The sequence below is a fragment of the Sphingopyxis sp. BE235 genome (assembly GCF_031457175.1).
Taxonomy (GTDB): domain Bacteria; phylum Pseudomonadota; class Alphaproteobacteria; order Sphingomonadales; family Sphingomonadaceae; genus Sphingopyxis.
Map to the genome: position 1 here is coordinate 203,212 of NZ_JAVDWC010000003.1, position 18,756 is coordinate 221,967.

17 protein-coding genes are annotated in these 18,756 nt (G+C 63.9%); 5 read left to right on the forward strand and 12 right to left on the reverse strand.

The genetic code is table 11. The annotated features are described in order from the left end of the window. Positions 1–114: 114 nt before the first annotated feature. The 8 genes from J2X38_RS14615 to J2X38_RS14650 form a co-directional block, all read right to left on the reverse strand. Positions 115–1,011, reverse strand: a complete 897-nt coding sequence (locus tag J2X38_RS14615; protein ID WP_310255162.1) for a hypothetical protein — start codon at positions 1,009–1,011, stop codon at positions 115–117. After that, positions 995–1,819, reverse strand: coding sequence for a hypothetical protein (locus J2X38_RS14620; RefSeq protein ID WP_310255163.1), 825 nt, complete (start codon positions 1,817–1,819; stop codon positions 995–997). Before J2X38_RS14620 ends, J2X38_RS14615 begins: the two co-directional genes overlap by 17 nt. 62 nt (positions 1,820–1,881) lie before the next feature. After that, positions 1,882–2,106, reverse strand: coding sequence for a hypothetical protein (locus J2X38_RS14625; RefSeq protein ID WP_039576499.1), 225 nt, complete (start codon positions 2,104–2,106; stop codon positions 1,882–1,884). Between the two features lie 124 nt (positions 2,107–2,230). After that, positions 2,231–3,295, reverse strand: a complete 1,065-nt coding sequence (locus J2X38_RS14630; RefSeq protein ID WP_310255164.1) for a ribonucleotide-diphosphate reductase subunit beta — start codon at positions 3,293–3,295, stop codon at positions 2,231–2,233. Between the two features lie 28 nt (positions 3,296–3,323). Beyond that, positions 3,324–3,563, reverse strand: coding sequence for a hypothetical protein (locus J2X38_RS14635; RefSeq protein ID WP_310255482.1), 240 nt, complete (start codon positions 3,561–3,563; stop codon positions 3,324–3,326). Next, positions 3,538–5,496 (reverse strand): ribonucleoside-diphosphate reductase subunit alpha, encoded by a 1,959-nt coding sequence (locus tag J2X38_RS14640; RefSeq protein WP_310255165.1) that lies wholly within the window; start codon positions 5,494–5,496, stop codon positions 3,538–3,540. Before J2X38_RS14640 ends, J2X38_RS14635 begins: the two co-directional genes overlap by 26 nt. 723 nt (positions 5,497–6,219) lie before the next feature. Next, complete coding sequence (locus tag J2X38_RS14645; RefSeq protein WP_058537399.1) at positions 6,220–8,511, reverse strand: EAL domain-containing protein; 2,292 nt, start codon at positions 8,509–8,511, stop codon at positions 6,220–6,222. Between the two features lie 114 nt (positions 8,512–8,625). Continuing rightward, positions 8,626–10,368: an acyl-CoA dehydrogenase gene (locus tag J2X38_RS14650; RefSeq protein WP_310255166.1), complete on the reverse strand. Its 1,743-nt coding sequence runs from the start codon at positions 10,366–10,368 to the stop codon at positions 8,626–8,628. Positions 10,369–10,419: 51 nt separating this feature from the next. Between J2X38_RS14650 and J2X38_RS14655 the strand changes: the two genes are divergently transcribed. Then, positions 10,420–11,367, forward strand: coding sequence for an L-threonylcarbamoyladenylate synthase (locus J2X38_RS14655; RefSeq protein ID WP_310255167.1), 948 nt, complete (start codon positions 10,420–10,422; stop codon positions 11,365–11,367). 103 nt (positions 11,368–11,470) lie between these two features. Here the strand turns inward: J2X38_RS14655 and J2X38_RS14660 are convergent, their stop codons facing one another. The 3 genes from J2X38_RS14660 to J2X38_RS14670 all read right to left on the reverse strand — a co-directional run bounded on the left by J2X38_RS14660 (position 11,471) and on the right by J2X38_RS14670 (position 13,883). After that, positions 11,471–12,373, reverse strand: a complete 903-nt coding sequence (locus tag J2X38_RS14660) for a DMT family transporter (RefSeq protein WP_310255168.1) — start codon at positions 12,371–12,373, stop codon at positions 11,471–11,473. A 195-nt stretch (positions 12,374–12,568) separates the two neighbouring features. Next, a complete protein-coding gene (locus tag J2X38_RS14665; protein ID WP_310255169.1) occupies positions 12,569–13,348 on the reverse strand; it encodes an SDR family oxidoreductase in 780 nt (259 codons plus the stop codon). Between the two features lie 10 nt (positions 13,349–13,358). Further along, positions 13,359–13,883, reverse strand: a complete 525-nt coding sequence (locus tag J2X38_RS14670) for a thioredoxin family protein (protein ID WP_310255170.1) — start codon at positions 13,881–13,883, stop codon at positions 13,359–13,361. Positions 13,884–13,903: 20 nt separating this feature from the next. On the opposite strand from J2X38_RS14670, the gene J2X38_RS14675 reads away from it, so the two are divergent. From J2X38_RS14675 to J2X38_RS14690, 4 genes are all read left to right on the forward strand, one after another. Further along, positions 13,904–15,421 carry a carboxyl transferase domain-containing protein gene (locus J2X38_RS14675; RefSeq protein WP_310255171.1) on the forward strand — a complete coding sequence of 506 codons (1,518 nt, stop codon included), beginning with the start codon at positions 13,904–13,906 and terminating at the stop codon, positions 15,419–15,421. 113 nt (positions 15,422–15,534) lie between these two features. Then, entirely contained in the window at positions 15,535–16,668 is a 1,134-nt protein-coding gene (locus J2X38_RS14680) for an acyltransferase family protein (RefSeq protein ID WP_310255172.1), read from the forward strand. 10 nt (positions 16,669–16,678) lie between these two features. Continuing rightward, entirely contained in the window at positions 16,679–16,876 is a 198-nt protein-coding gene (locus J2X38_RS14685; RefSeq protein WP_058537391.1) for a hypothetical protein, read from the forward strand. An 82-nt stretch (positions 16,877–16,958) separates the two neighbouring features. Further along, complete coding sequence (locus tag J2X38_RS14690; RefSeq protein WP_310255173.1) at positions 16,959–18,068, forward strand: S41 family peptidase; 1,110 nt, start codon at positions 16,959–16,961, stop codon at positions 18,066–18,068. A 114-nt stretch (positions 18,069–18,182) separates the two neighbouring features. On the opposite strand, the gene J2X38_RS14695 is transcribed toward J2X38_RS14690, so the two are convergent. After that, complete coding sequence (locus J2X38_RS14695) at positions 18,183–18,662, reverse strand: GNAT family N-acetyltransferase (RefSeq protein ID WP_058537389.1); 480 nt, start codon at positions 18,660–18,662, stop codon at positions 18,183–18,185. Between the last annotated feature and the right edge of the window lie 94 nt (positions 18,663–18,756).

Sequence of the window (18,756 nt, forward strand, 5' to 3'; positions counted from 1 at the left end):
CCAGCGCCGGCCCGCGGTGGCGCGTGCGGATGGGGTGATGCGGACGGTTATAGTGCATTGATTGAGGCGACACGCCTCAGTATCTCCGCGCCATCTACAGCAGTCATGGGCTATTTAATTTAGTTTCGAGTATGGTAGTTTGCTTGAATGAAATAGCGTATGTTGCTTTGGGTTCTCAATTGTCGGTTCGGCTAGCTTTGCCATTTCAGTAATAAATGATCGTTGATCATCTTCGCTGAGCCAGTTTACTAGCTCCGCCCCTTGATGTTCGGCCGCCCTAAGAGATGGCATGATGTTCTTTTCGATTGAAGGGTTTGCGCTGTAGATCAATCGAGGCTTCACTGTCTCTTTTTCGAACTTCATCCGAGCATGCTCGAAGGTAAGGGCTGATAAAGCAATGTCTTTGAGAGATTTTAAGAAAGAACGATCATCTTCTGAAGCATCTACCGCTTCACAAACATGGATTGCGCCATTTTTGAGAAGGAAGTCGATTACAACGCCTTCGGCAAGTTTTTGGTCTGTTAGAATCCGATGGCTATTTAAGTCTTCATCTTTACCGGCTAGAATCTTTTCAGCACGAAGCGCGCGCTTTACGCTCGACCGGAGTTTTGCTGATCGTTTCCGAACAGGCTTGCTGAACGTCGGTTCTGGATCGACATATAAGCTTAATAGCCTGTCGACCTGACCTTCGGCAAAATTGCTGTCGGGCGCGTCGAAAGTTCCGTGACCCGCAATCTGCACGGGTGTGACATTGGCGATAAAAGATTTCGCCTTCTCATCCAGCATGCCGCTGGTCGAAAACTTATCAAGCATGGCCGGAATTTCGAGAATGTCATTGCGCAGATCGGCGACATTGATTGCTGCGGAGATAGCACGAATCTTGTCTAGTCCAGCAGCACATCGCACTCTTAAGCCGGCCTCTGTCTCATAGAGAAGGCCGACATTCAGTGCCTCTCCTCTCATGGGAAGTGAGGGCAGCTGAAGAACGTAATATTTATAGCAGGCGACCATCCTTCAAGCCGACGCGGAGACGCTGGAGTCTATCGTGACGGCCTTGCCCATACCAGAGTTCATTGAGCGCCTCTCTTTCACGTACGTCGATCCAATCTTGAGGAATGTCACGGAAAAATCCCATAAAAACCTCTGGCGGGATCACAGAAATGTGATCGACCATCTCCAAGGCTGAGACATCGCAAAAGCCGTGAACCTTCCGCAATAGCCGCCCTACCTGAACTGTCTCGGTGCTTTCAACTGGGAAAATTTCTGCTGGCGTTTCGCCAAGCTTAGCCAACGTGAAATCGATCGGACAAAGCCGGCGGGAATGGAGCCCTTCTCGGTGAAGGATGATGTTGCTAGCGCTGCGGTCGACGTTGCCGATGAAAAGGTCGACGGCATAGAGTTGTGAGAGCATTTTTTTCGGGAACGGCAGATGGCAATTGAACTCGTCACGCCTTTCCGTTCGAAGGAAGCGTTTCCGCTCGATATCGTCGGCCGTAGATTGATGACGTTTTGAGCCGAAGTATGTCTCGCCGGTGCCTTCATCTTCCACAGCGGCAAATTCAGGCGTTGGAATTCCCAGATGTGTGATGAATTTTGAATACAGAGCTTCGCGCATCCGTGCGGGAATCCCGGTGGTGTCGTTTTTGCAAAAATAGTGGGCGCCATTAGAAGCGCGTCCCGCCATGGCAATATGAGCGCCAGCGGGAGGGAATTCACGAGTGATCAACTGGAGGCGAAAAAGCTCAGCTTGGGAATCGATAGGATCCCCTACAAAATCGCCTTCTTCATTGGCAATTCTTTGCATGCCTTCGATAGCCAATTTGCACTCCTAACTCCCCCGTCTCAATTATCCCGAATGTGCATATTCACTCTGGCATCATCTCAAACCGAAAACCCCCCAGCATTGCGCCGGTTCGAGCTCGCCGCCAGCACCTTCTTGCCCTGCGGGGTCAGCGCCCATTTGGCGCCCTGCTTCACGACCAGTCCCAGCGTGACGAGTTCGTCGCGGATCGGGTCGGTGGGGAGTTGGGGGCGGCGGTTCGACAGGCCTTCGAGCGTCGTGCGCTGCGGCTGGCTGAGGATGATGAGTTTCTGTTTTTCGGTCATTTGGGTTGCCTCTGACTTCTTGTCTTGTCTCGTGGGGCGGCGTTGTTGCCCTCCCCGCGGCGCCCCGGATCAAGTCCGGGGCTTGCTGCCCCTCCCGCAGGCGGGAGGGGTTTTCAGGAAGACATTATTCGGCGGCGATGCCGGCTTGTTTGAACATGTCTTCGCCGTCGCTTTCGGCGTCGTTCACGGGGCTCGCGTCTTCGCTGTTCTTGGCCTTCTTGCGGCTGTCGAAGCTGGTCCAGACGCTGTTCCAGTCGCCGCGCGTCGCGCCCTTGCTGTATTCGGTCGCGCGCGTTTCGAAGAAGTTTGCGTGCTCGACGCCGTTGAGCAGCGGGGCGAGCCAGGGGAGCGGGTGCTCGTCGATCATGTAGATCGGCTGGAACCCGAGCTGTCCGAGGCGCCAGTCGGCGATGTAGCGGATGTAGCGCTTGATCTCCTTCGGCGTCATGCCGGGGACGGGGCCCTGTTCGAACGCCAAGTCGATGAATGCATCCTCGAGCCGCACCGTCTTCTGGCAGGTGTCGATGATGTCTTCCTTCACCGCCTTGGTCAGGCAGCCGCGTTCCTTGGTGAAGGTGTGGAACAGCTTGATGATGCCTTCGCAGTGGAGGCTTTCGTCGCGGATCGACCAGCTGACGATCTGGCCCATGCCCTTCATCTTGTTGAAGCGCGGGAAGTTCATCAGCATCGCGAAGCTGGCGAAGAGCTGGAGGCCCTCGGTAAAGCCGCCGAACATCGCGAGCGTGCGCGCGATATCCTCGTCATTGTCGACGCCGAACTGCTGCATATAATCGTGCTTGGCGCGCATCTCGTCATATTCGAGGAACATGCCGTACTCGCTCTCGGGCATGCCGATCGTGTCGAGCAGGTGCGAATAGGCCGCGATGTGCACGGTTTCCATGTTGCTGAACGCCGTCAGCATCATCTTGATTTCGGTCGGCTTGAACACGCGGCCGTATTTGTCGTGGTAGCAATCCTGCACCTCGATATCGGCCTGCGTGAAGAAGCGGAAAATCTGCGTGAGCAGGTTGCGTTCGTGGTCGCTGATCTTCTGCGCCCAGTCGCGGCAATCCTCGCCGAGCGGCACTTCCTCGGGAACCCAATGGATCTGCTGCTGGCGCTTCCAGAAATCGAACGCCCAGGGGTATTCGAAGGGCTTGTAGGTGTTGCGGGCTTCGAGAAGAGGCATGGCGGTTACACTCCAGAAATTCGGTCGGTCACAGGGACCGTAGCATGGGCATCACGCCGGCGAGGACGAACCCCGTACCGGCGATCATGAACAGGAGGCCCGAGAGCTGGCTCTTTTTCGCTCCGGGCTCTTCGGCTGCCTTGCGCGCGTACACCGTCATGACGGCGCTGAGCGCGAAGAAGGCCGCGGCGAGCGCGATGTATGTGACGTTCACATTCATCGCGTGATCTCCGCGCGGTGCATCATTGGCAGGCCAGACATTCGTCATAATCGGTGCTCTCGGCCGAGAGTTCGAACTTCGGCGCTTCGGCGGTGTTGTCGGCCTCGACCCCGCCCGCGAAGCCGGCGCGCTGCACCGATTTCGAGCGGAGATAGTAAAGCGATTTGATGCCGAGTTCCCACGCGCGATAGTGGAGCATCAGCAGGTCCCACTTCTCGACGTCGGCCGGGATGAAGAGGTTCAGCGACGCCGCCTGGTCGATATAGGGCGTACGATCGGCGGCGAGTTCGAGCAGCCAGCGCTGGTCGATCTCGAAGCTGGTCTTGTAGCAGTCCTTCTCGTCCTGCGTCAGGAAGTCGAGATGCTGGACGCTGCCGCCCTTTTCGAGGATCGAGTTCCACACATTGTCGCTGTTCTTCGCCTTGTCGACGAGGAGGGCTTCCAAGTGCGGGTTGCGGATCGAGAAGCTGCCCGAGAGCGTCTTGTGCGTGTAGATGTTCGCCGGGATCGGCTCGATGCACGCGCTGGTGCCGCCGCAGATGATGCTGATCGACGCGGTCGGCGCGATCGCCATCTTGCAGCTGAAACGCTCCATCACGCCCTGATCGGCGGCGTCGGGGCAGGGGCCGCGTTCCTTGGCGAGCAGCATCGACGCCTGATCGACCTGCGCGCGGATATGCTTGAAGACGCGGAGGTTCGACGATTTCGCCATCGCGCCCTCGAACGGCAGGCCGCGCGCCTGGAGGAAGCTGTGGAAGCCCATCACGCCGAGGCCGACCGAGCGTTCGCGGCTCGCGCTATACTTGGCGCGCGCCATTTCGGGCGGGGCGCGGTCGATATAGTCCTGAAGGACGTTGTCGAGCATGCGCATGACGTCTTCGATGAAGACCTTGTCGCCGTTCCACTCGTCCCAGGTTTCGAGGTTGAGGCTCGAGAGGCAGCAGACCGCGGTGCGATCGTTGCCGAGATGGTCGCGGCCGGTGGGCAGCGTGATTTCGCTGCAGAGGTTCGAGGTGGTGACCTTGAGGCCGAGATCGCGATGATGCTTCGGCATCATGCGGTTCACCTGATCGATGAAGATGATGTAGGGCTCGCCCGTCGCGAGGCGCGTTTCGACGAGCTTCTGGAACAGCGAGCGCGCGTCGACGGTGCCGCGGACGCTCTGGTCCTTGGGGCTGCGCAGGTTGAATTCACTGCCGTCGCGGACCGCTTCCATGAACTCGTCGGTGATGAGCACGCCGTGGTGCAGGTTCAGCGCCTTGCGGTTGAAGTCGCCCGAGGGTTTACGCACCTCGAGGAACTCCTCGATCTCGGGGTGCGAGACGTCGAGGTAACAGGCGGCCGAGCCGCGGCGGAGGCTGCCCTGCGAGATCGCGAGGGTGAGCGAGTCCATCACGCGGACGAAGGGGATGATGCCGCTGGTCTTGCCGTTGAGGCCGACGGGTTCGCCGATGCCGCGCACCGCGCCCCAATAGGTGCCGATGCCGCCGCCGCGGCTCGCGAGCCAGACATTCTCGTTCCACGTGCCGACGATGCCTTCGAGGCTGTCGTCGACCGAGTTCAGATAACAGCTGATCGGCAGGCCGCGGCCGGTGCCGCCGTTCGAGAGAACGGGGGTCGCGGGCATGAACCACAGCTTCGAGATATAGTCGTACAGGCGCTGCGCGTGGTCCTGATCGTCGGCATAGGCATCGGCGACGCGCGCGAAGAGATCCTGGTACGATTCGCCGGGCAGCAGGTAACGATCCTCGAGCGTTTCCTTGCCGAAGTCGGTGAGCAGCGCGTCGCGGCTGCGGTCGGTCACGACCTCGAATCGGCGCGCGTGGACCTTGGGCTCGCTGCTGTCGTTGAGCTTTGCCGCGGGCGCCGCATCGGGAGCCGATTCACCCGTCGATTCGGGTGCCACGGGGGCTTCATTCTTCGTCAGTTCCGCCGTCGCCACGTCGCTCGTCTCCACCCGTTCCGTTTCCCGAAAATCCATCTTATTCGCCCCCGATTTGAACGCGCAACTGGTGCGCTTTGTTCCTGTCTTGTTCGACTCAGGGCGAAGCCCCGGTCTTAGCATCTAAACCTGTCCCCGTGGGCACTTTTTTTGGGCGCAGGGAGGGTTTTCCCGTGTCCATATGGGATGGACGACGGAAATCCGCCAGTTGCAGCCGAATACTATTTCTTGGGGTGCCCCCGTGTGTGACCCACCACCTATAGTGCCACGTCGGCGCCGCGATGCAAGACGCTAAATGACAGATTGGGGACTCAATTCGTCGATAATTTGATTCGTCTCGTCGCGGCAGATGCACGAGCGCGAGGCGCCGCGCCAGCCTTTCCGCGGGTTTGCGGAGCGATTGGCGTCGCCGGATCAAAAAGCGGAATTTTTTGAATGGGAAGACCGGAGCGAATGGCGACGCCGGTGACGCCCTTCCGGTGCGGATCACCGCACCGGCAAGCGGTCATTCTGTGTCGGCCGTCATGCGGGTTTTGGACAAAAAGAAAGGGCCCCGGCGATGCCGGAGCCCCTCCTGAAACCTAATTCTGCTTAGGCCTGACCGCCAGCACTGTCCGTACCGGTGCCGCCCAGGAATTGCCAAAACCAACCCATGATAAATCTCCTGTTCGCACTGCCCACGAGGAACAGTTAACGGAGCATATACCTTAATTAGTAAGGTAAATCGAGTCTTAACTATAAGCATTGCTGCCAGTTTGGCAGCTATGCGGTCCGGTCTTTGGGAGGCGCGGCGAGCGTTGCGGTTAGTTCGGAAAACAGTTGAGGTTTTCCAAGATGATAGCCCTGTCCGACATCGCAGCCGAGGCCGGCGAGAAGCGCCATGGTTTCGGCGTCTTCGATGCCTTCGGCGACCGCGACGGCGCCGAGGCGGTGCGCGAGATCGATCGTCGATTTGACGACTTCAAGGTTCCGCTGCGAATCGCGCATCGTCATCACGAATCGCTTGTCGATCTTGATCTCGTCGGCCTCGATCTCGGTTAGATATTCGAGGTTTGACTGGCCGGTGCCATAATCGTCGATCGACAGGCGGATGCCGGTGCGGCGGAGCTGGGCGAGCGTCTGGCGCGCCTGGCGGCTGTTTTCGATCTGCGCGGTTTCGGTGATCTCGATCGTCAAAACCTCGGGCGGCAGGTGATGTGCGGTGAGCATGACGCGGATCGTGCCGACGAGGTCGCTGTGGTCGAGCAGGCTCGCCGACAGGTTAACCGACATGTTGATCGGAAGCCCGCGTTCGCGCAGCTGCGCGGCCGAGCGGATCGCCTGATCCATCACGAACAAGGTGAGGCGATAGATGTCCTGGCTCTTTTCGGCCTGGACGATGAACTCGTCGGGCGGGATCGGTCCGCGCGTCGGGTGCGTCCAGCGCGCGAGCGCCTCGACCCCGACGAGCTGCCGCGTCGCGATCTGATATTGCGGCTGGAAGGCGACCCAGATGTCGCCGCCGGTCAATGCGTCCTCAAGCTGCGAGTGGAAGCTCAATTGCCAGCCGGCGTCCTCTTTCTGGCGCGAAGTATATTTGGTCCACAGCGAGCGCGTGCGGATCGCGCGCTCGGCGGCGACGAGCGCCGCGGCGAGGCGCTGGGCGTTCGACCCTTCGAACTCGTCGTTGACCCCGAAGGCGATCGCGACGTCGACACGCAGCTCGCCGATCGTCAGCGGCGCGTTGAACAGCGCGGCAAGCCCCGCGAGCTGCCCTTCGATCTGGCTGTGCTGATAATAGGGGACGAGCCAGGCGAAGGTGCCGTCGAGATCGTGGTGCAGCGTCGTGCCCTGCGAGGCGAGCTGGAGGCGGCGTGTGACCTGTTCGACGAGCTTGGCGATACCGTCGCCCGGAATGAAAGCGGCGAGATCCTCGAAATTGACGACCTTCGCCGCGACGACGGTCGCGCTGCCGAACGCTGCTTGCGACCGCAGCGCCTCGAAATTCGGCAGGCCCGAGACCGGATTTTCGCGTTGTGCCGAAGCGCGGCGGCGGGTGCGCGACACGTTGGCGGCGATAGCGGCAATGAAGAAGAGCGCGGCGCCGATCCACGAGGTGACGAGCATGGTGCCGAGGAAGATCTTGCCGCCGATGAGGGTGGCCGTTGTGCCCAGGGCGATCGGAGCGAAGGCGCGTTGAAAGCGGGGGAGCAGCGCCAGTCCGATCGCCGCGACAGCGAATAGCAGCGGGGGAATCCATCCGATGTCGACGGGATTTCCGCGCTTCAGCGTTTCCGCGGCGATGACGTGAAGGAAGCCGCCGGGAATGCGATTATGCCCCGGCAGATAGAAATAGTCCTGAAAGCTGGGCGCGGTCGGGGCAAAGATCACATCCTTGCCAGCCAGTTCACGCGTGCCCACCTTGCCCGAAAGCAGATCAACTGCGCTATACTCCGGGATTGTCCGGGTGTTGTAGCCGAGATCGAGGCGAAAGCTCTTCGGCGTATCGCTATGCCGGCCGGCAATGATCGCGGCAAATGTCGGAAGCAGCCGCCCTTCGGCGCGATAAGCGATCGGAGCGCTCCAGACCTGCCAAAACTCGCTTTCGATCGCGATGCTCGCCATGGGAACATCGGGGCCAAATTGCTTGCTGGGAAAGGTCGTAACTTTTTCGTCGCTGCCGGGGACCTGGCGCGTCGAGACGGCGAGCACCACGCGGTCGCCCATATTCCTGACCGCATCGACGAATAGCGGGAAGTCGCGGTCCGCCTCCCGCCGGTCGAAATAGAAATCGATCAGGAGGCGCTTGGCGCCGGCCCGGTTCGCGGCGTCGACCACGTTTGCATATTGCGTCATCGAAAAGTTGCGGTTGGGCGATTGCGCCATTGTGCGCTCGTCGAGCGCGACCACAACGACCTGCCCGGTAACCGCGCGATTGGCGAGACGGCCAACGACCGCGTCGAGCACCCGGTCGGCGATTTCGCCGGCCGACGAAATGCCCACCGCCAGCGTGATGAGCAGCGACAGTGCGATGGTTCGCCAGCTGATGATCAGACTTTTGACCGGGATGGGCACGCACGTCTCCAGCAATTGCCGGCCGTGCCTAGTCCCAGATGGTTATCATCGCGTTAATTATGAATGAAATCCTGCGCCGCGCGCCGGAGCATCAGGCGCAGGATTCCAAGTGTTTCAGGCGATCATAGGCAGCGGCTCCAGCGCCGCGTCGCCGGCGAGCGCCGAGGCGGCGAGGCCGGTCGCCGCAGGGACGATCTGTTCGAGGTAGAAGCGTGTCGAGACGATCTTCGCTTCGAGGAAGGCACGGTCGCCATTGCCCTCTTCGAGCGCAGCGCGCGCGGCTCTGTGCTGGATCGCCATCAGCCATCCGCACGTCGCCGTCGCGAGCATCGTGAGATAGGGATAGCTGCCCGCGAGCCGGTCGCCGGTGTTCGCGCCGACCATCCAGTCGGTGACCGCGCGGCAGGCGTCGACGAGCTGCTGCAGCTCGGGGAAATCGGCGGCGCCGTGTGCGATATCGTCGATGAGGCCGCGGACAAGATCGCCCCCCGCCATGCCGAGCTTGCGCCCGACGAGATCGGCGGCCTGGATGCCGTTGGTGCCTTCGTAGATCGGGGCGATGCGCGCGTCGCGATAATGCTGCGCGGCGCCGGTTTCCTCGATGAAGCCCATGCCGCCGTGCACCTGCACGCCGAGGCTCGCGACCTCGCAGCCGATGTCGGTCGCGTGCGCCTTCACCAGCGGGATGAGGATGTCGGCGCGCATCGCGGCGGCTTCGTCGCCGAGCTTGCCGAAATCGATCTGCGCCGCGGCATAATAAGTGAGCGCGCGCGCGGCTTCGGTCTGCGCGCGCATCCGCCACAACATGCGGCGCACATCGGGGTGCTGGTCGATCGTCACGGGGTTGCGGTCGGTACCGCCCGCGAGCGCCGACTGGACGCGCTCGGCGGCGAAGCGCTGCGCCTGCTGCGTCGCGCGCTCGCCGATCTGGATCCCCTGACAGCCGATCATCAGGCGGGCGTTGTTCATCATCACGAACATCGCGCGCATGCCGCCCATTTCGTCGCCGACGATCTCGCCGAGGCAATCTTCGTCCTCGCCATAGACCATCACCGCGGTCGGCGAGCCGTGGATACCGAGCTTGTGCTCGATCGACGCGCAATGGACGCCGTTCGAGTGCGCGGGCTTGCCGTCCGCATCGAGGCGATATTTGGGGACGAGGAAGAGCGAGATGCCGCGCGTTCCCTCGGGCGCTCCCGGCGTGCGCGCGAGGACGAGGTGGACGATATTGTCGGTGAGGTCATGCTCGCCGAAGGTGATAAAGATCTTCTGCCCCTTGATCTTGTAGAGGCCGGCATGCTCGCCCTCGGTGACCTTTTCGGCGGTCGAGCGCAGCGCGCCGACGTCGCTGCCCGCGGCGGGCTCGGTCAGGTTCATCGTGCCGTTCCACTCGCCGGTGATCAGCTTGGGAAGCCAGGTCTGGCGCTGTTCCTCGGTGCCATAGGCCATCAGCGCGTGGATCGCGCCGGGGGTGAGGATGCTGCACAGCGAGAAGCCCATGTTCGCGCTGCCGAGCGCCTCGATCACCACGGTGGCGAGGGTGAAGGGCAGGTCCTGTCCGCCATATTCGCCGGGGCCGTCGATGCTGCCCCAGCCGGCCTCGACGAACTGCTTGTACGCGTCCTTGAAGCCCGGGGGCATCGTGACCTTGCCGTCCTGCCATTTGGGGTTCGTCGTGTCGCCGATGCGGTTGAGCGGGGCGTAGACCTCGGCGGCGAAGTCGCCGATGCCGGTGACGATTGCCTCGACCATGTCGGGGGTCGCAGCAGCGAATTTGTCGTGCGCGGCCATCGCGTCGACGCGCGCAATGTGGTTGAGGACGAAAAGCTGTTCGGTGGTGGGCGGCGTGTAAGTCATGGGCTGGGTACTTTGCTGGTGAATATCGTTGCGCGGGCGCTATAGCGCGGCATGGCCGAAGCCTCAAAGTCCACAATTGCACTTCCGTTCGATAGCGCAGCTATCGCCGAGGCGGCGGCGTTGATCGCAGCGGGTGAGCCGGTCGCGGTGCCGACCGAGACGGTCTATGGGCTTGCCGCCGATGCGCGCAACCCGCAAGCGGTCGCACGGATTTATGCCGCGAAGGGCCGGCCCGATTTCAATCCGCTGATCGTGCATGTGCCGGACCTCGACGCCGCCGAGCGGCTGGGGGTGTTCGGTGCGGTCGAGCGGGCGTTGGCGGCGCGCTTCTGGCCGGGGCCGCTGACGTTGGTCGTGCCGCGCACGGTGGATTGCCCGGTGGCGAGTATCGCGACCGCTGGGCTCGATACGATCGCGCTGCGGGTGCCGGGGCACCGTGCGATGCAGGCGTTGCTGGCGGAGAGCGCCGCGCCGCTCGCCGCGCCGAGCGCCAATGCGAGCGGCGGGGTGAGCCCGACGAAGGCAAGCCATGTGCTCGCGAGCCTCGATGGGCGGATCGCGCTGGTGATCGACGACGGGCCGACGACGGCGGGCGTCGAATCGACGATCGCGCGGGTGCAGGGCGGTACGGTCGAGATCTTGCGGCCGGGGCCGGTGACGCGCGAAATGCTGGCGGTGGCATCGGGGCTGCCGGTGACCGGGGCGAAGGGATCGGAGATCGTCGCACCCGGAATGCTCGCGAGCCATTATGCGCCGGGCAAGCCGGTGCGGCTGGGGGCGGTAGAGTTTGCCGATGACGAGTATGGCATCGGGTTCGGCGCGGTCGCGGGCGATTATGATCTGAGCGCGGCGGGCGATCTGACCGAGGCGGCGGCGCGGCTGTTCGATGCGCTGCATGCGGGGGCGGCGAGCGCGAAGGCAAAGATTGCGGTGGCGGCGATCCCGGCTGAGGGGCTGGGCGCGGCGATCAACGACCGGCTCGCACGCGCGGCGGTGTGACCTGCTCCCCTCCCATTTATGGGAGGGGTTGGGGGAGGGCATGTTAAGGAGCGGGCCATCGGAACGGGCCCTCCCCTAGCCCCTCCCGCAAGCGGGAGGGGAACTAAGCCGCCGCCGGCTCGATCGGGTCGCCGTGCGGCGCCTTGCGCGCGACGATCAGGCAGGCGGCGACGATCAGCACCGCGCCCGCGAAGGTCGGCAGCGTGACCCCCTCGTCGAAGAAGAACCAGCCGAAGACCATCGCCCACAGGAAGCCGGTATATTCGGTCGTCGCAAGAATCTGCGTCTCGGCGCGTGCATAGGCCCAGCTCAACAGCAGCAGCGACGTGGTCGCGAGGACCGCGGCGCCGAGGATGTGCGGCGCGTGGCTCGCGGCAGGAACGGCGATGAACCACGGCGCGCCGAGCGTCAGGATCGCGGCGACGAAAAAATTCTGGAAGAAGGCGATCTCCATCGGTTCGGCCATTTTCGCCTGCCGCCGCGCGAGGATGAGGTTGTAGGCGTAGAAGATCGCCGAGAGGAACACGGCGCCGACCGCCCACAAGGCTTCGTCCGAATAATCGCTGCCGCCGAGTTTTCCCGCGACGATCACGATCACCCCGCAAAGGCCGAGCATCGACGCCGCGATCGAGCGCGGGCCGATCTTCTCACCCAGAAAGATCGCGGCCATATAGAGCGCCATCAGCGGCGCGACGAAAGCGAGCGCGATCGCCTCGGCCATCGGCAGCCGCGCGAGCGCCCAGAAGAAGCAGAGCGCCATGCCCGCGACGAACAGCGAGCGCCACGCATGGATCTGCATCGTCGCCTTGCCGGGCCATTTGGGGCGGCTCGCAAAATAGAGCGCGCCCGCGAGCAGCGTACCGGTGCCGGTGCGCCAGAGCACGGCGTTATAGGCGCCGATGTCGATCGACAGCCCCTTCATCAGCACGTCCATCGCCGAAAAGGTCGCGATGCCCGCACAGGCGATCAGGAAGGGGATGACGGGAGAGGCCGAATCGGGACGCATGACGGGGGCTGTACCTTGCCTTCTCCCCTTGGGGGAGAAAGATATGGGGCAAAGATCCTCCCTGTGGCGCAGCCATGGGGAGGTGGCTGCCCGAAGGGCTGACGGAGGGGCCTATGGCGCGACGTCGCGGCCCCTCCACCACTTGCTTCGCAAGCGGTCCCCCTCCCCATCGCTGCGCGACAGGGAGGATGAATCCTACCGAAACGTCGCTTGCCCGGCGCCGTCGATGTTGAGCTTCTGGCCCGAGCAATAGCTGTTCGCGCCCGAGACGAACCACACCACCGCCGCGGCGACGTCGGCGGGGACGGCGACGCGGCCGAAGGGCATTTGGGTGTCGAGGTGGTGGATGTCCTCGTTGCCGGTGATCGCGCGCGACAATTTCTCGCCCATGTCGCTCACGGTGAGCGCGGGGGCGACGATGTTGACGCGGACGCCGTTGCCGAGCTCCTCCTTGGCGAGTGCGTAGGCGAGCGCTTCGCCCGCGGCCTTGGCCATCGTGTAGGGTGCACCGTTGGGTGAGTGGGAATAGGTCGCGATGCTCGAGATGACGATGATGTCGCTGCGCGCGTGGCTACGCAGTTGGGGCAGCGCGAGGCGGCTGAGGCGGTGCGGGCCGGCGGCGTGGACGGCGAAGAGCTTGTCGACTTCTTCGGGTGTCGTGTCGGCCACCGAGAGCCCGCGGCTGGCGATGCCCGCGTTGTTGATCAGGATCGATAGCGGGCCGAAATCGGCCTCGATCGCGGCGACCATCGCGGCGCAGGCGGCCTCGTCGGTGACCGACGCCTGATAGGCTTTTGCCTTGCGGCCGAGCGCTTCGATCGCGGCGACGGTTTCGGCGGCGGCTTCTTCGCCGCGGGTATAGTTGACCGCGACGTCGGCGCCCGCTTCGGCGAGGCCGATCGCAATGCCGCGGCCGATCCCGCGCGAGGCGCCGGTGACGAGCGCGACGCGCCCCGCAAGAATCCCGTCGGCCATCAGTCTCTCCCTAGCCCATCAGTTCATTATAGATTTCGTCGTCGCTGCGGCTCGCGGCGTTGCGCCATTTGGGGGCGGCCTTGCGGTTGAGCACGGTGCCGTTCGCATCGAGGATCGCGACGGTCGGTGTGCCCTTGATTTTAAAGCGGAAGCGTTTCGCGACCTCGGGATTGCGGCCGAGGCCGCGGATGTGCGGCATGCCGATGTCGGCATAGACGATTTCGTAGCGCCCCCGCACCGGAGCGAAGCGCTCGGTTGCGATGAGGTTGGCGAGCCACGCGCTGTCGTGACACCCGCCGGTGCCCATCACGAGGAGGACGGGCTTGCCCGACTGTTTGGCTTTGGCGAGGGCAGTGTCGATCGCTGCCATCGGGTTCGGGTCGAAGGCGTCGCTTCTGTAAGCATCCGCGACGCCCGGAATCGTGCGCGGTTCGCTGGCGATCGCGGGCGACAGGGCGAGCAGTGCGGCGGTGAAGGCGAGGGTGATCGGGCGGTTCATGCTACGACGATAGGTTTCGGATGACGTTTCCGTCAACGTCAGATAGCCTTCGCGCCATGAGCTGGAAAAATGAGATCGACGAACTCGGGCAGCGCCGCGCGATGGCCGAGAAGATGGGCGGCGAGGAAAAGGTCGCGCGCCAGCACGGACGCGGCAAGATGGACGCGCGGGCGCGGCTCGCGGGGATCGTCGACGAAGGCAGTTTTCGCGAGATCGGCAAGATCGCGGGGCGCGGGCGTTATGGCGCCGATGGCGCGCTCGAAGACCTCGCTGCGAGCAACTTCATCTTCGGGCGCGCGAATGTCGACGGGCGGCCGGTGGTCGCCTCGGTCGACGATTTCACCGTGCGCGGCGGCGCGGCCGATGCGGCGCTGCACCGCAAGTTTGTCCAGTGCGAGGCGATGGCGCATGAATATCGCCTGCCGCTGATCCGCATGATCGACGGCACCGGCGGCGGCGGGTCGGTCAAGACGCTGGAAGATATGGGATACACCTATATTCCGCACGTGCCGGGGTGGGACGAGATCATCGCGAACCTCGACACGGTGCCGGTCGTGGCGCTGGCTTTGGGGCCGACCGCGGGGCTGGGTGCGGCGCGGGTGGTGGCGAGCCATTACAGCGTGATGGTGCGCGGGCTGTCGCAGCTGTTCGCGGCGGGGCCCGCGGTCGCGGCGGCGATCGGCGATACGCTCGACCGCGAGGAGCTGGGCGGCAGCGACGTGCATACGCGCAACGGCGTCGTCGATGACGAGGTTGCGAGCGAGGCCGACGCGTTCGCGGCGGCGCGGCGGTTCCTGTCGTACCTGCCTTCGTCGATCCATGATCGGGCCTTGCGGACCGCGTGCAACGACCCGGTCGACCGGCGCGAGGAGAGCCTGCTGTCGGCGGTGCCGCGCGAGGCGAAGCAGGTCTATTCGATGCGGCGGATTACGGCTGCGGTGTTCGATCAGGGCAGTTTTTTCGAAATGGGCGCGCGCTGGGGGCGGGCGGTGATCACCGCCTTCGCGCGGCTCGACGGCTATCCGGTCGCGGTGCTCGCAAGCGATCCGTCGTACCTCGGCGGATCGTGGGACGCGAAGACGAGCGAGAAGGCCGAGCGCTTCGTGAAGATGGCCGACCAGTTCCGGCTGCCGATCGTCCACCTTGTCGACAATCCGGGCTTTATGATCGGCGGTGAGGCCGAGCGGACGGGGACGATCCGGTACGGGGTGCAGGCGATGAACGCGATCTACCGCGCGACGGTGCCGCTCGCGTCGGTCGTCGTGCGGCGTGCCTATGGCATCGCGGGGAGCGCGATGTCGAACGCCGAGCGGTTCCAGTATCGCTTCGCATGGCCATCGGGCGATTGGGGCAGCCTGCCGATCGAGGGCGGGGTCGAGGTCGCTTACAAGAGCGAGCTGGAGGCGGCCGAGGATCCGGCGGCGCATCTGGAGGCGATCCGCGAAAGGCTCAACCGTGTGCGTTCGCCGTTCCGGACGGCGGAGAAATTCGGAGTCGAGGACATCATCGACCCAAGGGATACGCGGCCGCTGCTTTGCGAGTTTGCCGAGCTGGCGTGGCGGGTGGTGGGATAGCAGAACTATTCGTCATTCCGGCGAAGGCCGGAATCTCGACCTTGCGTTTGGATCGCGACGGTGAGATCCCGGCCTTCGCCGGGATGACGAAATGGAAGGCGGGAGAGGCTGCCATGAACGCTGGACGCCATCACGGCATGGACTGGCTGCGGATCGGGGCATTCGGCCTGCTGATCCTCTATCATATCGGCATGTATTTCGTGCCGTGGGGCTGGCATGTGAAGATCGCAGAGCCGATCGACTGGGTGCAGTTGCCGATGCTCGCGACGAACAGCTGGCGGCTCGCGCTGCTGTTCCTCGTGTCGGGTTATGCGAGCGCCGCGCTGTTCGCGAAGCTGGGCGGCAGCGGCGCCTTTGCGCGGTCGCGGAGCGCGCGGCTGCTGATCCCGCTCGCTTTCGGCATCATCGTCATCATCCCGCCGCAGCCGTGGATCGAGCTCGTCGGGCAGCATGGCTATGCCCATGGCTTCCTGTATTTCTGGGCGCACGACTATTTCCGTTTCGGATCGCTGGGCGGGATCGTCCTGCCGACGTGGCAGCATCTGTGGTTCGTCGTCTATCTGTGGGTCTATACGATGCTCGCCGCGATCCTGGTGGCGCTGGTGCCGGGCGCGATCCGGACCCGGATCGCCGACGGCGCGGCGCGGTGGCTCGGCGGCGCTGGTCTGCTCGTCTGGCCGCTCGCGGCGTGGCTGCTCATCTATGCCGCTTTCCCCGACCATGACGAGACGCACGCGCTGTTCGACGACGGGCCGTCGCATCTTCACTATCTGATCCCCTTTCTTGTCGGCTGGCTGCTCCGGGTGCGGCCGCAGCTGTTCGGCGCGGTGGCGCGCTGGTGGCGCGTGGCGCTGGCCATCGCGGTGGTCGCGTTCGGGGTCGTCGCATGGATCATGTGCCTCTGGCTGACCGGCGCGCAGCCCGCCGACTGGGGCACGCTGCCGTTCAATGTCGCGCATCTGGTGCAGGGCTGGACGACGATCGTCGCCTTGGTCGGGATTGCCGACCGTTACTGGAACCGCGATCACCCGTCGCGCACAACGCTCGCCGAGGCGGTGTTCCCCTTTTACATCATCCATCAGACGATCATCGTCGTTGTCGGCTGGTATCTGCTGCAGGCCGGCGTCGCGGCGCTGCCGTCGTTCCTCGTCCTCGTTGCGACGACGACAGCCGGCTGCTGGCTATTCTATGTGATCGGGCGCAACATCGGCTGGCTGCGGCCGCTGATCGGATTGCAGCGCAAATAGGGAGGGTGACATGGGGGCATTGAAAGGCGTCTTGGCGATCGTCGGCATTGCGGCGATCCTCGTCGGCGGGCTGTGGGTGCTGCAGGGGCTCGATATCGTGCGCTGGCCGGCGAGCAGCTTCATGCTGGGCGACACCACATGGACCCGCAACGGGGTGATCCTCGCGGTGGTCGGAATCGTGCTGCTTTGGTTCGCGCGGAAGAAATGATCTAAGTCGACTACAAATGTAGTTGATCTGTATTGCCGATATGATACACCCCTCTCCGGCCGGGGCTGGATTGGAGATGAGGATGATTCGTTCTTCGCGTATTTTGCCCGCGCTGCTGCTCGCTGCCGGGATGGTGGTCGTGCCTGTACTGGCGCCCCCGCCCGCCTATGCCGCGGACGAGGCGGGCGCCGATGCGGTCGCCGAAAAATATGCAGCCTTGCTCGAGCGCGACTATGTCTATCCCGAGACGGGCAAGCGTTATGCCGCGGCGATCCGCGCGGGCATTGCGGCGGGGCGCTATAAGGCGCTTTCGGGCCCGGCGCTGGGTGAGGCGATCGATGCCGATGTGAATGCGGTTGCGCCCGACGGCCATCTGCGCCTGCGCGCGCCCGAGGCCGCGGGCGCGCCGGCAGCCGCGGCGCCGGGTGGCGCCGCGCCCGTGCGCCGCCCGCCGAAGGTGCCGGTCGAACAGGCGGGCTGGATCGCGCCGGGGATCGCCTTCATTCGCTTCAACGTCTTTCCGATGGACGCGGCGGTGACGGCGCAGGCCGCGAAATTCATGGCCGACCATGCCGATGCGAAAGCGATCATCTTCGATATCCGCACGCATAATGGCGGCGGGCTCGACCAGATGGATGTCATCTTTCCGTGGTTGTTCGCCGAGCCGACGCGGCTGGTGACGATGGCGACGCGCGCCTCGGTCGATGCGCGCGGCGGCTCGCCGATCGACGGGCTGGCCTCGATGCGGATGGCGAAGGGCGACGCGGGCATGGTGGCGCGCGAACATTGGGCGACGCCGAATGCCGACACGCGGCTGCGCGATGCGAAAATCTATGTGCTGACATCGGGCGCGAGCGCGTCGGCGGCCGAGCATTTCTCGCTCGCGATGAAGCATACGGGGCGCGGCACGCTGGTGGGCGCGCCGACCGCGGGCGCCAATCACTTCGGCACCGGCGAGGATCTGGGCGGCGGCTATGGCGCCTTCATTCCGGTCGGGCGGACTTATGATCCGGGGACGGGCAAGGATTGGGAAGGCGAGGGCGTTTTGCCCGACATCGCGGTTGCGCCCGCCGACGCGCTCGTGCGCGTGCTCACCGACCTGGGCGTGGCGCCGGCGGAGGCGAAGACGCTGTCCGACGCGCATATGCCGAGCTGGCCGATGGAGCGGCGGAAACCACGCGGGGCGCGCTAGCTTCCCTCTTTCGTCATGCGGGACTTGATCCGGTATCCCGCTTTGCCACGTTGAAGAAGCGGGACCCCGGATCAAGTCTAACGAGCCACGTGTCTCGTTAGAGGGTGACGAAATCTAGGAGGTCGCTAGCTTCGTCAGCGCATCGCCATCGACGCGCATCACCGTCCATTCGTCCATCAGCTTCGCGCTGAGGCTTTGGTAAAAACCGATCGCCGGGGCATTCCAGTCGAGCACCGACCATTCGAGGCGCGCGCAGTCGCGTTCGACGCAGAGCTTGGCGAGATGCGCGAGCAGCGCCTTGCCGAGCCCCGATCCGCGCGCTTCGGGGCGCACGAACAGATCTTCGAGATAGATGCCGGGGCGCCCCTCGAAGGTCGAGAAATTGTGGAAGAAGAGCGCGAAGCCCTGCGGGCTCCCGTCGATCTCGCCGATCACCACCTCGGCATAGGGGCGCGGGCCGAACAATTTCTCGCCGAGCTTCGCCTCGTCGAAGCGGACTTCGTGCGCGAGCTTTTCATAATCGGCGAGGTCGCGGATGAACTGCGCGATCAGCGGCAGGTCGGCGGGGGTGGCGGGGCGGATCGAAAGGGTCACCGGGCTATCCTGCTGAGGGGGACGTTGCGGCGCTTTTAACGAGCGGAGGGCAGGGGGCAATGGCGCTTATCCGGTCAGCGAGAAGGTGCGCCCT

What these genes read in the sequence shown, in the direction of transcription:
- J2X38_RS14615 (WP_310255162.1), bottom strand. Translation starts at nt 1,011, where the DNA reads ATGGTCGCCTGCTATAAATATTACGTTCTTCAGCTGCCCTCACTTCCC.
- J2X38_RS14625 (WP_039576499.1), bottom strand. Translation starts at nt 2,106, where the DNA reads ATGACCGAAAAACAGAAACTCATCATCCTCAGCCAGCCGCAGCGCACG.
- J2X38_RS14630 (WP_310255164.1), bottom strand. Translation starts at nt 3,295, where the DNA reads ATGCCTCTTCTCGAAGCCCGCAACACCTACAAGCCCTTCGAATACCCC.
- J2X38_RS14635 (WP_310255482.1), bottom strand. Translation starts at nt 3,563, where the DNA reads ATGACGAATGTCTGGCCTGCCAATGATGCACCGCGCGGAGATCACGCG.
- J2X38_RS14640 (WP_310255165.1), bottom strand. Translation starts at nt 5,496, where the DNA reads ATGGATTTTCGGGAAACGGAACGGGTGGAGACGAGCGACGTGGCGACG.
- J2X38_RS14650 (WP_310255166.1), bottom strand. Translation starts at nt 10,368, where the DNA reads ATGACTTACACGCCGCCCACCACCGAACAGCTTTTCGTCCTCAACCAC.
- J2X38_RS14655 (WP_310255167.1), top strand. Translation starts at nt 10,420, where the DNA reads ATGGCCGAAGCCTCAAAGTCCACAATTGCACTTCCGTTCGATAGCGCA.
- J2X38_RS14660 (WP_310255168.1), bottom strand. Translation starts at nt 12,373, where the DNA reads ATGCGTCCCGATTCGGCCTCTCCCGTCATCCCCTTCCTGATCGCCTGT.
- J2X38_RS14665 (WP_310255169.1), bottom strand. Translation starts at nt 13,348, where the DNA reads ATGGCCGACGGGATTCTTGCGGGGCGCGTCGCGCTCGTCACCGGCGCC.
- J2X38_RS14675 (WP_310255171.1), top strand. Translation starts at nt 13,904, where the DNA reads ATGAGCTGGAAAAATGAGATCGACGAACTCGGGCAGCGCCGCGCGATG.
- J2X38_RS14680 (WP_310255172.1), top strand. Translation starts at nt 15,535, where the DNA reads ATGAACGCTGGACGCCATCACGGCATGGACTGGCTGCGGATCGGGGCA.
- J2X38_RS14685 (WP_058537391.1), top strand. Translation starts at nt 16,679, where the DNA reads ATGGGGGCATTGAAAGGCGTCTTGGCGATCGTCGGCATTGCGGCGATC.
- J2X38_RS14690 (WP_310255173.1), top strand. Translation starts at nt 16,959, where the DNA reads ATGATTCGTTCTTCGCGTATTTTGCCCGCGCTGCTGCTCGCTGCCGGG.